The sequence below is a fragment of the Candidatus Pseudomonas auctus genome, assembly GCF_048654275.1.
Taxonomy (GTDB): domain Bacteria; phylum Pseudomonadota; class Gammaproteobacteria; order Pseudomonadales; family Pseudomonadaceae; genus Aquipseudomonas; species Aquipseudomonas pharyngis.
The window spans coordinates 204,750-217,411 of sequence record NZ_JBJYZK010000003.1 but is presented as its reverse complement, the minus strand read 5'-3'; the positions used below and the strand labels follow the sequence as shown (position 1 = coordinate 217,411).

At 62.4% G+C, this 12,662-nt stretch carries 12 protein-coding genes; 5 read left to right on the top strand and 7 right to left on the bottom strand.

The annotated features are described in order from the left end of the window. Window positions 1-642: 642 nt before the first annotated feature. The 7 genes from nagE to ACKUG4_RS07410 all read right to left on the bottom strand — a co-directional run bounded on the left by nagE (window position 643) and on the right by ACKUG4_RS07410 (window position 9,302). On the bottom strand, window positions 643-2,358 hold the full coding sequence (nagE, locus tag ACKUG4_RS07440) for an N-acetylglucosamine-specific PTS transporter subunit IIBC (RefSeq protein WP_085647756.1): 1,716 nt from the start codon (window positions 2,356-2,358) through the stop codon (window positions 643-645). 23 nt (window positions 2,359-2,381) lie between these two features. Beyond that, the gene (gene ptsP / locus ACKUG4_RS07435; protein ID WP_445433736.1) at window positions 2,382-4,895 is read right to left on the bottom strand and encodes a phosphoenolpyruvate--protein phosphotransferase; all 2,514 of its coding nucleotides are present in this window, start codon (window positions 4,893-4,895) and stop codon (window positions 2,382-2,384) included. A gap of 35 nt (window positions 4,896-4,930) precedes the next feature. Then, window positions 4,931-5,953: an SIS domain-containing protein gene (locus tag ACKUG4_RS07430; protein ID WP_236189734.1), complete on the bottom strand. Its 1,023-nt coding sequence runs from the start codon at window positions 5,951-5,953 to the stop codon at window positions 4,931-4,933. After that, complete coding sequence (gene nagA, locus ACKUG4_RS07425; protein ID WP_085647759.1) at window positions 5,934-7,040, bottom strand: N-acetylglucosamine-6-phosphate deacetylase; 1,107 nt, start codon at window positions 7,038-7,040, stop codon at window positions 5,934-5,936. The genes ACKUG4_RS07430 and nagA overlap by 20 nt, the downstream gene beginning before the upstream one ends. A 30-nt stretch (window positions 7,041-7,070) precedes the next feature. Further along, window positions 7,071-7,802, bottom strand: a complete 732-nt coding sequence (locus tag ACKUG4_RS07420; protein ID WP_064593607.1) for a GntR family transcriptional regulator — start codon at window positions 7,800-7,802, stop codon at window positions 7,071-7,073. A gap of 330 nt (window positions 7,803-8,132) precedes the next feature. Continuing rightward, window positions 8,133-8,648, bottom strand: a complete 516-nt coding sequence (locus ACKUG4_RS07415) for a L,D-transpeptidase family protein (RefSeq protein ID WP_007954614.1) — start codon at window positions 8,646-8,648, stop codon at window positions 8,133-8,135. 102 nt (window positions 8,649-8,750) lie between these two features. Next, entirely contained in the window at window positions 8,751-9,302 is a 552-nt protein-coding gene (locus ACKUG4_RS07410; protein WP_064593610.1) for an NUDIX hydrolase, read from the bottom strand. Window positions 9,303-9,449: 147 nt separating this feature from the next. Between ACKUG4_RS07410 and ACKUG4_RS07405 the strand changes: the two genes are divergently transcribed. The 5 genes from ACKUG4_RS07405 (at window position 9,450) to purT (ending at window position 12,647) form a co-directional block, all read left to right on the top strand. Beyond that, complete coding sequence (locus ACKUG4_RS07405) at window positions 9,450-10,049, top strand: CoA pyrophosphatase (protein WP_039769535.1); 600 nt, start codon at window positions 9,450-9,452, stop codon at window positions 10,047-10,049. Window positions 10,050-10,096: 47 nt separating this feature from the next. Continuing rightward, window positions 10,097-10,621 carry a gamma carbonic anhydrase family protein gene (locus ACKUG4_RS07400; protein ID WP_025112181.1) on the top strand — a complete coding sequence of 175 codons (525 nt, stop codon included), beginning with the start codon at window positions 10,097-10,099 and terminating at the stop codon, window positions 10,619-10,621. Continuing rightward, complete coding sequence (locus ACKUG4_RS07395) at window positions 10,618-10,833, top strand: DUF1289 domain-containing protein (protein ID WP_007954618.1); 216 nt, start codon at window positions 10,618-10,620, stop codon at window positions 10,831-10,833. Before ACKUG4_RS07400 ends, ACKUG4_RS07395 begins: the two co-directional genes overlap by 4 nt. Before the next feature lie 64 nt (window positions 10,834-10,897). After that, on the top strand, window positions 10,898-11,365 hold the full coding sequence (locus tag ACKUG4_RS07390; RefSeq protein ID WP_085611431.1) for a preQ0 transporter: 468 nt from the start codon (window positions 10,898-10,900) through the stop codon (window positions 11,363-11,365). A gap of 100 nt (window positions 11,366-11,465) precedes the next feature. Beyond that, complete coding sequence (gene purT, locus ACKUG4_RS07385) at window positions 11,466-12,647, top strand: formate-dependent phosphoribosylglycinamide formyltransferase (protein WP_039769540.1); 1,182 nt, start codon at window positions 11,466-11,468, stop codon at window positions 12,645-12,647. Window positions 12,648-12,662: the final 15 nt, after the last annotated feature.

Sequence of the window (12,662 nt, the reverse complement as noted above, 5' to 3'; positions counted from 1 at the left end):
GGGTTTTTTGTTGTTTGGGGTTTGGGTTGGGTGAATATCCGTTTCTTCGGGTGCGGCGGCTTATGGTTCCGCCCTTACGGCGGGTCACTTTGGCAAACGCCCCAAAGTAACCAAAGGTCTGGTCCCCTGCGTTCGGCACCTCGCCTAGGCTCGGTGTTCCTTCGTTCCGGGATTCATCCGGGGGCATCGCCTACGGTTTGCTTCGCTGCACCTCCTCTCGATGCATGCGGCTGCGCCGCACGGTCGCTGCGCTCCCACCCCCGGATAAATCCCTCCACTCAGCCTTCCGATGGGGCCGGTACGTCAAAAGCCTTACTCGAGCTAACGCTCATCGTGTTGAGTGGTGGGGAGCGAAAGCTGAAGCAGGAGCAGGAGCAGGAGCAGAAGAAGGGGAGGAAGCAAAGGAAGCAAAGGAAGCAAAGGAAGCAAAGGAAATAGAGGAAATAGAGGAAATAGAGGAAGCACGATTCGAGTTGCATGCATTTTATTACCCGAGTTCACCTCGGTATGTCACGTCGGCGTACCTCTCCCAAACAACGCGGTCAGTCCCCTCTCCCTCCGGGAGAGGGTTAGGGTGAGGGGAATTCTGCGACCGTACAAAGATACATCGAATCACCCCCACCCATCGATTCAGAGGTCGCCCTAAACCTTGGCACTCACCTCACTCCGATTGACCAACCCCTCCAACGCCGCACTCAGACTCTGCGCCCGCTCACCTACCAGCAAGTGCCATACGCCATCCTCCAGCGCGCTCACACCCAGACATCCAAGTTCTTTCAATCGGCTTTCCGACAGCGCTTTGCCATCGGCCAGTTGCAGGCGGATGCGGCTCATGGCGATGCAGTCGAGTTGCAGCACGTTGTCGCTGCCGCCCAGGGCGCTCAGCCATTGCTGGGCTTGCGGTGCGGCTATAGCAACGGGCTCGCTGGTTTCGACGACTGTGACAGGAGCAGCCACTACGACTCGGCCCAATGCGGGCATCGCCAGGCGGATTTCGTCGGCAATGCTGTCGGCCATCGGCCCAACGACCACCTGCAGGCTGCCGCCCTTGCCCGGACGTACCACGGCCATTGCACCCAGTGCTTTCAAATCGGCATCGGAGGCTTTGTTGCGATCGACCATTTCCAGTCGCAGCCGCGTGGTGCACGCGCCGACGGTGACCAGATTCTCGGCACCTCCCAAGGCTTTGATGTACGCAGCGGCGCGCTCGTTTTCTGTCAGCACGGATTTCTCGGCAGCGGCCACGTCTTCACGTCCCGGGGTTTTCAGATTGAAACGGCGGATACAGAAGTCGAACACCGCGTAATAGATGACGGCATAAACCAGTCCCACCGGCACCACCAGCCAGCCGTTGGTGGAGCGTCCCCAGCCCAGCACCATGTCGATGAAACCACCGGAGAAGGTGAAGCCCAGATGAATGTTCAGCGCATTGGTGATCGCCATCGACAATCCGGTCAGCAACGCATGCACCAGATACAGCAGCGGCGCCAGAAACATGAAGGCAAATTCGATGGGCTCGGTCACCCCGGTCAAGAATGAGGTCAGGGCCATCGACAGGAAGATCCCGCCCATGACCTTACGGCGTTCCGGCAGGGCGTTGCGGTACATCGCCAGGCACGCGGCCGGCAGGCCGAAGATCATCATCGGGAACATGCCGGTCATGAACTGGCCGCCCTTGGGATCGCCGGCGAAGTAACGCGACAGATCGCCAGTGACCAGAGCACCGGTGGTCGGGTCGGTGAAGTTGCCGAACACGAACCACGCCATGTTGTTGAGGATATGGTGCAGGCCGGTGACGATCAGCAGGCGGTTGAACACGCCAAACACGAAGGCGCCAAGGCTGCCGCTTTCCATCATCAAAGCGCCGAAGCTGTTGATGCCGTGCTGGATCGGCGGCCAGATGTAGCCGAACACCACGCCCAGACCGACCGCCGCGAACCCGGTGACGATCGGCACAAAACGCCGGCCACCGAAAAAGGCGAGGTACTCCGGCAGCTTGATGTCCTTGAAGCGGTTGTACAGCGCGCCGGCCATCAGGCCGCTGACGATCCCGGCGAGCATGCCCATGTTGATGCTGGCGTCGAGCACCTTGAGGGTGGAGATCATCACCAGATAACCGATCACCCCGGCGAGGCCGGCGGTGCCGTTGTTGTCCCGGGCGAAACCGACCGCGATGCCGATGGCGAAGATCATCGCCAGGTTGGCGAAGATCACCTGACCGGCGTCGTGGATGATTGCGATGTTCAGCAGGTCAGTGTCGCCCAGGCGCAGCAGCAGGCCGGCGATCGGCAGGATTGCGATCGGCAGCATCAGCGCGCGGCCGAGGCGTTGCAGGCCTTCGATGAAGAGTTGGTACATGGCGTTTGTCCTTGTTGTTTTTGTTAGCGCAGAGGCCAATGTTGATGACAGGCATGACGCACCGCGGCGGCGCTGCTCAGCTTGAGCAAGTCCCGGGCGAGGCGTTGGCATTCGGCTTCGTGCAGCTGGCGCACGCGGTCCTTGATTTCGCCGATCTGTACCGGGCTCACCGACAGTTCGGTCACGCCCAGGCCGATCAACACTGGCGTCGCCAGTGGATCCGAGGCGAGGGCGCCGCACACGCCGACCCAGCGTTTATGCACCGCCGCGCCTTCGCAGGTCATGGCGATCAGGCGTAGCAGCGCCGGGTGCAAGGCATCGACCCGCGCGGCAAGGCCGGCGTGGTCGCGGTCCATGGCCAGGGTGTATTGCGACAGGTCGTTGGTGCCGATGGACAGGAAGTCGGCGTGTTCGGCCAGTTGCTCGGCCTGCAACGCGGCGGCCGGGACTTCGATCATCACGCCGATTTCCGGACGTTGATTGATGCCCAGTTCCAGGCACAACGCATTGACCTGTTGACGGATATGCAGCAGTTCGTCGACCTCGGTGACCATCGGCAGCAGGATCCGGCAGCGCTGCAACGGGCTGACTTGCAGCAGCGCACGCAGTTGCTGATCGAGGATTTCCGGGCGGGCCTGGGCCAGGCGAATGCCACGCAGGCCGAGCACCGGGTTGGCCTCTACTGGCAGCGGCAGGTAATCGAGTTGTTTGTCGCCACCGACGTCGATGGTGCGGATGATCACCGACTTGTCGCCCATGGCATCGATCACGGCTTGATAGGCAGCGCGTTGCTCTTCGACGTCCGGCGCAGTCTGGCGGTCGACGAACAGAAATTCGGTGCGCAACAGGCCGACGCCATCGGCGCCATTGGCAAACGCATCGGCCGCTTCATGGCTGGAGGCGACGTTGGCGACCACTTCGATGGATACGCCGTTGCGGGTTTCGGCCGGCAGATGGGCCTGGGCCTGCTGGGCGTCGCGCCGTTGTTGACGGTCGATTTGCGCCTGCTGCACTTCGGCCAGACGCTCGGCATTCGGCGTCAGCTCGAGGCGACCGCCGTCGGCGTCGAGGACCACCGACAGGCCTTGCGCTTGATCGAGCAGCGCCGAGCCCAGTGCGACCACGCACGGCAGGCCTTTGCCCCGAGCCAGAATCGCCACGTGGGAAGTCGCGCCACCTTCGGCCATGCACAAACCGGCGACGCCTTGCGCGCTCAGTTGCAGCAGGTCCGACGGCGTCAGTTCGTGGGCGGCGACGATGGCGCCGACCGGCACGTCGTAGTGCCAGGCTTCGCCGAGCAGGGCGCGCAGCACTCGTTGCCTGAGGTCGCGCAGATCGTTGGCGCGCTCGGCCAGCAGTGGGCTGCCGGTGTTTTGCAGCACTTCGCATTGCGCATCGATGGACTGGCTCCAGGCGTGGGTCGCCGCCGTGCCGGTTTCAATCGATTGCTGGGCGGCGTCGAGCAAGGCCGGGTCTTCCAGCAAGGCCAGGTGCGCGGCGAAGATCGCTTCCTCGTCGGCATTGCGCTGTTTTTTCGCCTGGACGAGGGTGCCGTCGATTTCGCTGCGAACCTGATTCAGCGCGGTGTCGAGAATCTGTAGTTGATGCTCGGGCTGATGATTGCCGGTGTCGGCCGGCAGGCTGATCGCGTTCAGACGAAACAGCGGCCCGCCCACCAGTCCCGGCGCGGCGCACACACCGTGCAACACGCCAGCCTCGGCCGAGCGATTGCGTGGAGCGGCGGCAACCGGTGCGGCGGCATGATGGTCTTCGGGCAGTGCGGTGGCCAGTGCGGTGAGCAAGGCTTGCAACGCCGCTTGTGCGTCCGGGCCCTGGCAACTGACCTGCACTTCGTCCTGCTCGCCAATCGCCAGGCCCATCAAGCCGGTGAGGCTGTTGCACGGTGCCGACTTGCCGGCGAAATGCAGCTCGGACTGGCTCTTGAACCCTTGCGCGGTCTGGCGGATCAACGCCGCCGGGCGCGCATGCAGACCGCCGCGATGGGCAACCTGCACGTGACCGAGAACTTCCGGACCGCCGAGTTCTTCTGTGTTCGCCGCTGCGCTGTGACGAGCGACGATGTGCAGCAGCGGTTCGCCCACCTTCACCGTTTTCAGGGTGATGGGGCGCGCCTGAAAATCCTGGCTGTTGGTCAGGATCAGCAGGCTGACCAGGCTTTTGCACTGGCGGCCGACCTTGTCCAGGTCATAGCGCAGCAGCGGCTGGCCATTGCTGACCCGCGCGCCTTCCTTGACCAGCATCGAGAAGCCTTCACCCTGCAACTCCACCGTGTCCAGACCGAGGTGCAGCAACAGCTCGGCGCCGTTGTCGGCGCGCACGGTCAGTGCATGGCCGGTGCGGGCGACGTGGATCACCACGCCAGCGCAGGGCGAATACAGGGTGTCGTTCAGCGGATCGATGGCAATGCCGTCGCCCATCGCGCCGCTGGCGAACACCGCGTCCGGAACGTTGGCGAGCGTGAGCACCGGGCCGCTGAGCGGGGCGCTTAAAGTCAGCTCTTTATTGTTGTTGTGCATGGCTCGGTCTCATCAGGAAAACGTTCGGTTCGGACTCAGTGCGTACGGGTGACTTTGCTCAGGTGTCGCGGCTGATCCGGGTCCATGCCACGGGCCACGGCCAGACCGGCCGCCATCACGTAGAAACTCTGGATCGCCAGGATCGGATCGAGGGCCGGGTGCTCGGCACGGCTGAGGGTCAGGTCGCGTTCGCTCACGTCATCCGGGGCGGCCAGCAGCACCCGGGCGCCGCGCTGACGCATCTCGGCTGCCAGGCTCAGCAGACCGGCCTGTTCGGCGCCGCGCGGGGCGAACACCAGCAATGGGTAGTGTTCGTCGATCAGGGCCATCGGGCCGTGACGGACTTCGGCGCTGCTGAAGGCTTCGGCCTGGATCGCCGAGGTTTCCTTGAATTTCAGCGCGGCTTCCTGGGCAATGGCAAAACCGGCGCCACGGCCGATCACCATCAGGCGTTCGCAATCGCGCAGGGCGTCGATGGCCAGGCTCCAGTCCTGTTGCGCGGCTTCGCGCAGGCCTTCGGGCAGGGCGTTGTGCGCCTCCAGCAATTCGGCGTCTTCTTTCCAGTGCGCGATCAGACGGGCGCTGGCGCTGAGGGTGGCGATGAAACTCTTGGTCGCGGCGACACTGCTTTCGGTGCCGGCCAGTAATGGCAGGCTGAATTCGCACGCAGCCTCCAGCGGCGAATCGGCGGCGTTGACCATCGACACACTGAGCGCGCCGCGCTTGCGCAACAGGCGCAGGCTGTTGACCAGATCCGGGCTCTGGCCCGACTGGGAAAACGCGAACGCAACCTGACCGCTGACCTTCAACGGCGCCTGTTGCATGGTCACCACCGACATCGGCAGCGACGCCACCGGAATCCCCAGTTGCTGCATGGTCAGGTAGGCGAAGTAGCTCGCCGCATGGTCGGAGCTGCCTCGGGCGACGGTCATCGCCACTTGCGGCGGCTGACGACGCAGGCGCCCGGCGATCTCGATCATTGGCGAGTCGAGCTGTTGCAGTTGGGCTTGCACGGCCTCGAATGAGGACAGCGCCTCCTCAAGCATTTTTGAAGTCAATGTCTTCTCCTTCGACCATGACGGCGGTCAGTGTGAGTGAGCGATCCAGCCGCACGCAGTCGGCCCAGGCGCCAGGTGCAAGGCGCCCGCGTTCGGTGATGCCGAGATAGTCGGCGGGGAATTGCGAAAGACGTTGCGAGGCCTCGGCGATCGGCAGACCGATCTTCACCAGATTGCGCAGGGCCTGATCCATGGTCAGGGTGCTGCCCGCCAGGGTGCCATCGGGCAGGCGCACGCCGCCCAGGCATTTGGTGACGGTGTGGCTGCCGAGCTTGTATTCGCCGTCGGGCATGCCGGCAGCGGCTGTTGAGTCGGTCACGCAGTACAGGCAGGGGATCGAACGCAGGGCCACCCGGATCGCGCCGGGGTGCACGTGCAGCAAGTCCGGAATCAGTTCGGCGAATTTGGCGTGGGCCAGCGCCGCACCGACGATGCCCGGTTCGCGGTGATGCAGCGGACTCATGGCGTTGTACAAGTGGGTGAAACTGGTGGCGCCGGCTTCGAGGGCGGCGACGCCTTCCTCGTAACTGCCGAGGGTGTGGCCGATCTGCATGCGGATGCCACGGCTGCTGAGTTCACGAATCAAACCGTCATGGCCGGCGATTTCCGGGGCGATGGTGATCACCCGAATCGGCGCCAGTGCCAGATAGTCTTCGACCTCGGCCATCAACGCGGTGTGGGCAAAGTTCGGTTGTGCGCCGAGTTTGCCGGGATTGATGTAGGGGCCTTCAAGGTGAACGCCGAGAACCCGGGCGGCACCTTTCGGGCGCTGTTCACAGAACTCGCCGACTTCCTTGAGCACGCTGGAAATCTCGGCACTCGGCGCGGTCATCGTGGTGGCCAGCAGCGAGGTGGTGCCGAAGCGCACGTGGGTCTTGGTGATGGTCTCGAAGGCGCTGGCGCCCTCCATGATGTCCTTGCCGCCACCGCCGTGGACGTGCAGGTCGATGAAACCCGGCAGCAGATACGGCAGGTCATTGGTCGCCGGATCGCAAGGCTCGCCTTCGATCGACACGACTCTGCCGTGTTCGTGGATCAGCCGGCCGCGAATCCAGCCGTCAGCGGTGAGGATGTTGTCTTCAGACATTTCGCTTCTCTCGTTTGGCCTGGCTGCTGATCAGCGGCGCAGCTCTGCAACAAAGTCGTAGTAGTCGTTGCGGCAATAGGTGTCGGTGACTTCGATCGGCGTGTTGTCTTCCAGGTAGCCGACCCGGGTCATCAGCAGCATCGCGGTGCCGGGGGCGATGCCGACCAGTGCGGCGAACTCGTCCGAGGCATTGATGGCCTGGATGTGCTGCAAGGCGCGCACGATCGGCTTGCCGATGCTGTCGAGGTGTTCGTAGAGGGAATCGCCCACCACCTGTGGCTTGGGCATGATCGAGGCGGGCAGGGTGCTCATCTCGATGGCCATCACGGTGTCGTCGGCCTTGCGCAGGCGTTTCATGCGCGCGACCTTGTCGTTTGGCGACAGGCCGAGGCGGATCAGTTCTTCGTGGGTCGGCAGGGTGATTTCCCGCTCAAGCCATTGCGAGCTGGGCACGAAGCCCTTGAGGCGCAGCATCTCGCTGAAACCCGACAGACGCGACAGCGGTTGTTCAAGGCGTGGGGTGATGAAAGTGCCGGAACCTTGCAGGCGGCGGATCAAACCTTGATCGAGCAGGACTTCCAGCGCCTTGCGCGCGGTGACCCGGGAAATCCCCAGCATTTCGCTGAGACTGCGCTCCGACGGCATCGCCTGTTCGGCTTTCCACTGGCCGGCATGGATCGCCGCTTCCAGATTGCGCGCCAGTTGCAGGTACAGCGGCGTCGGCTGGGAGTCGTCGGGACGTAGGGCGTGGAGGTCGTTCATGTAAGGCTTTTCCGGCGCTGATATAGGATTGTTGTCGCTCGGTTGTCGGGCGAAAACTAATACCACTTGCATACCATGTCAACGCGTCGGAAATGCCTGTAGGCCTATGGTTTCGAGGGTTTCAAGGTGGGTGGTTTCAAGTGGTATTAGAGGTGGACTGTAAAACGCAAAAAATCGCAGTCTGCGGCCGTTCTGGCGGGTGAAAGTGGTATCACCGTTCAGGCCTGGCCGCAGGCTGCGATCTTTTGAATTTATTTTTTACGGGCGACCAATGGTCAGGAGAAAGGGCCGCTTCGCGGCCCGGAGGGAACAGGTGCCCTGGCTACGGAATCAGGGGCGGATTTCGATCATCGTGCCATCCGGCACCAGGTTCCAGACTTCGCGCATGTCGACGTTGCGCATGGCAATGCAGCCGTCGGTCCAGTCCAGGGTGTGGAACAGTTGTTCCGGGTTGTCTTCGGAGTCCGGCGTGCCGTGGATCATGATCATTCCGCCAGGCTCGACGCCTTCGCGGCGGGCGCGGGCGGAGTCGCTGATGTTCGGGTAGGAGATGTGCATCGACAGGTTGAATTTGTCGCTGGTCTTGCGCCAGTCGATCCAATAGAAACCTTCCGGCGTGCGTTTGTCGCCTTCAATCAGTTTCGGGCCTTTTTTCGCGCCTTTGCCCAAGGAAATGCGATAGCTCTTGAGGGGCTTGCCGTCGGCGATCAACTGCAGTTGATGAGCCGATTTGAGCACCAGTACTTTTTCGATGAGCGGGGTGTTCGATGGCGTCACAGTGGTCACGAATGACGCTTGGGAGACGGTGACGAACGACAGGCAGAACAGGGCAAGCAACCAGCGCATTGAAACGATTCCCCAGAAATGAAGCAGATACTTTATTTATAGATAGTGTGCAGGCGCTGTCGCGGGCTGCGTAAGCCGGTTATCGGCCGGCCATCGTCGAAATCAAGTGATGGCTGGTTGAGTGAGCGGCGGGATCGATTCGGAACGAACCGGATAGACCTCGACGCGCCGGTCAGCGAAGAAACATTCCAGGGTACGGCCCACCGTGCGGAAAGCCAGCTCGTCCCAGGGAATGTCGGCTTCGTCGAACAGTTGTACTTCCAGGCTTTCGGGGCCGGCGGCGAAGTCCAGATCCGCCAGCTCGGCGCGGAAAAACACATGCACCTGGCTGATGTGCGGCACGTCGATCAGGGTGTAGATGCTCAGGTTGCGCACCCGGGCGCAGGCTTCCTCGGCGGTTTCGCGGATGGCGGCCTGTTCGATGGTCTCGCCGTTCTCCATGAAACCGGCAGGCAGCGTCCAGTAACCGAGGCGTGGCTCGATGGCGCGGCGACACAGCAGGACCTTGGTGCCCCAGGTCGGTACACAACCGGCCACGATATTGGGGTTCTGGTAGTGAATCGTCTGACAGCTGTCGCAGACGAATCGCAGCCGCGAGTCGCCTTCGGGAATGCGCTGGGTCACCGGGTTGCCGCACTGGCTGCAAAATTTCATGCTGGGGTTCCTGAATGCTGCGCCTATCTTGGCGTGCAGCGGTGTCAGTCGGCAAGTTGTCGTTTCGCGACATGACGCCCGTTCGGGGCTTGGGCGGTCGCAATGATTGGTGCATGATGCAGGGTAAGGCACCGATCGAGAACACTTATGCTGGACGAGCTACTGCACCGGGTAAGCAATCACACGCCGCGCACGCTGGAGACCGACACGCGTTTCCCCGAGGCCGCTGTCCTGGTGCCGATTACTCGCAGTGACGAACCCGAACTTGTCCTCACCCTGCGGGCCAGTGGTCTCTCGACCCACGGCGGCGAAGTCGCCTTCCCGGGCGGGCGTCGGGATCCGGAAGACCCGGACCTGGTGTTTACCGCTCTGCGTGAAGCCGAAGAGGAAATCGGCCTGCCGCCGGGACTGGTCGAAGTGATCGGTCCGCTCAGCCCGCTGATTTCCCTGCATGGCATCAAGGTCACTCCGTATGTCGGGGTGATTCCCGATTTTGTCGAATACCAGGCCAATGATGCCGAGATCGCTGCGGTGTTCAGTGTGCCGCTGGAGTTCTTCCGCAAGGATCCGCGCGAACACACCCACCGCATCGACTATCAGGGTCGCAGTTGGTACGTGCCGAGCTATCGTTACGGCGAATACAAGATCTGGGGGCTGACGGCGATCATGATCGTCGAGTTGATCAACCTGCTCTATGACGCCAGAATCAGCCTGCATCAACCGCCCAAAAGCTTCATCAATACCTGAAGCCATCGTTCGAATGGCCAGCCACCGTGAGCCCTGAGGAAAACAAGATGAAATACCGCCTGGGCGACGCCCGTGTCGACACCCATCCGCAGAGCTGGGTCGCCCCCAACGCCGTGCTGGTGGGCAAGGTCAGACTGGAAGAGGGCGCCAACGTCTGGTTCAACGCCGTGTTGCGCGGCGACAACGAACTGATCCTGATCGGCAAGAACAGCAACGTGCAGGACGGCACGGTGATGCACACCGACATGGGCTATCCGCTGACCATCGGCACCGGCGTGACCATCGGCCACAACGCCATGCTCCACGGCTGCACGGTCGGCGACTACAGCCTGATCGGCATCAACGCGGTCATCCTCAACGGCGCGAAGATCGGCAAGAACTGCATCATCGGCGCCAATTCGCTGATCGGCGAAGGCAAGGAAATTCCTGACGGCTCGCTGGTGATGGGCTCGCCGGGCAAGGTGGTGCGCGAACTGACCGAGCCGCAGAAGAAGATGCTCGAAGCCAGTGCCGCGCACTATGTGCATAACTCCCAGCGCTATGCGCGCGATCTGGTCGAGCAGGAAGAATGACAACCCCGGAAAGACCTGTCGCCTCGCCGTGCGTGAGCATTTGCGCGCTGGACGAAGACGATATTTGCACCGGTTGCCAGCGCACGGTCGAGGAGATCACTCGCTGGAGCCGCATGACCAATGATGAACGCCGGGTTGTGCTTGGGCTGTGTCATGAGCGGGCCAAGGCCAGTGGCCTGGTCTGGATGATCGGCAAAACGCCGGGGCAATAGCCGATTTGATTGGCGCCATCGAAGGGCTGAAGTAACCTGTGCGCCAAATTGACAGGTCACGCCCATGATTTTCCTCATCGCTTACATCAGCAGCGTCGTGCTGATCAACTTCGCCTTTTCCACTGCGCCGCACCTGGACATCATCTGGTCGGCCTGGGGCGGGCTGGTGTTCGTGCTGCGCGACATGGTGCAGACCCGTTTCGGTCATGGCGCGATCGTGGCGATGCTGGCAGCGCTGGTGCTGTCCTATGTCACGTCCGATCCGTCGATTGCGCTGGCCAGCGCCACGGCATTCGCGGTCTCCGAGTGCATCGACTGGCTGGTGTTCACCATTACCAAGCGCCCGTTGCGCGACCGCTTGTGGATCAGTTCGGCGCTGAGCATTCCGCTTGATACCTTCATCTTCTTTGGCATGATCGACCTGCTGACACCGCCGGTGCTCATCACCGCGCTGGCCTCGAAGTTCGCCGGTGTTACCGCCGTCTGGCTGATCATGGCCTGGCGCGAACGCAAACAGGCTGTCGCCGGCTGAAGCCAAACCCTCAGGTTCATGTAAAATGCCGCGCTTTCTCCCCATGGAAAGCGCGTCTGGCGTTGCTTTCCTCGATGATCCGCTTCTTTGAGGACCTGAGATGACCCGTATCGGAACTCCATTGTCGCCGACCGCGACCCGCGTATTGCTGTGTGGCTGTGGTGAGTTGGGCAAGGAAGTGGTAATCGAGCTGCAGCGCCTGGGCGTTGAAGTGATCGCCGTTGACCGTTACGCCAATGCACCGGCCATGCAGGTTGCCCATCGCAGCCACGTGATCAACATGCTCGACGGCGCCGCCCTGCGTGCCGTGATCGAAGCCGAGAAGCCGCACTTCATCGTGCCGGAAATCGAAGCCATCGCCACCGCCACTCTGGTCGAACTGGAAGCCGAAGGCTTCACCGTGATCCCGACCGCTCGCGCCGCGCAACTGACCATGAACCGCGAAGGCATCCGTCGTCTGGCTGCCGAAGAGCTGGACCTGCCGACTTCGCCGTACCACTTCGCCGACACCTTCGAGGATTACAGCAAGGCCGTTCAGGACCTCGGCTTTCCGTGCGTCGTAAAACCGGTGATGAGTTCGTCGGGCAAGGGCCAGAGCCTGCTGCGCAGCGCCGATGACGTGCAGAAAGCCTGGGATTACGCGCAAGAGGGTGGTCGCGCCGGCAAAGGTCGGGTGATCATCGAAGGCTTCATCGATTTCGACTACGAAATCACTCTGCTGACCGTGCGTCACGTCGGCGGCACGACGTTCTGTGCTCCGGTCGGCCACCGTCAGGAGAAGGGCGACTATCAGGAATCCTGGCAGCCACAGGCCATGAGCCCGGTGGCGCTGGCTGAATCCGAGCGCGTAGCCAAAGCCGTGACCGAAGCGTTGGGCGGCCGTGGCCTGTTCGGCGTCGAGCTGTTCATCAAGGGCGATCAGGTGTGGTTCAGCGAAGTGTCGCCGCGCCCGCACGACACTGGTCTGGTGACCCTGATTTCCCAGGACCTGTCGCAGTTCGCCCTGCACGCCCGGGCGATCCTCGGCCTGCCTGTGCCGCTGATCCGTCAGTTCGGTCCATCGGCCTCGGCGGTGATTCTGGTGGAAGGTCAGTCGACCCAGACCGCATTCGCCAACCTCGGTGCTGCACTGAGCGAGCCGGATACCGCGCTGCGTCTGTTTGGCAAGCCTGAAGTCAACGGTCAGCGCCGCATGGGTGTTGCACTGGCCCGCGACGAGTCGATTGAAGCTGCTCGTGCCAAAGCGACCCGTGCTTCCCAGGCTGTTGTTGTAGAGCTGTAATCACGCCATCTGATC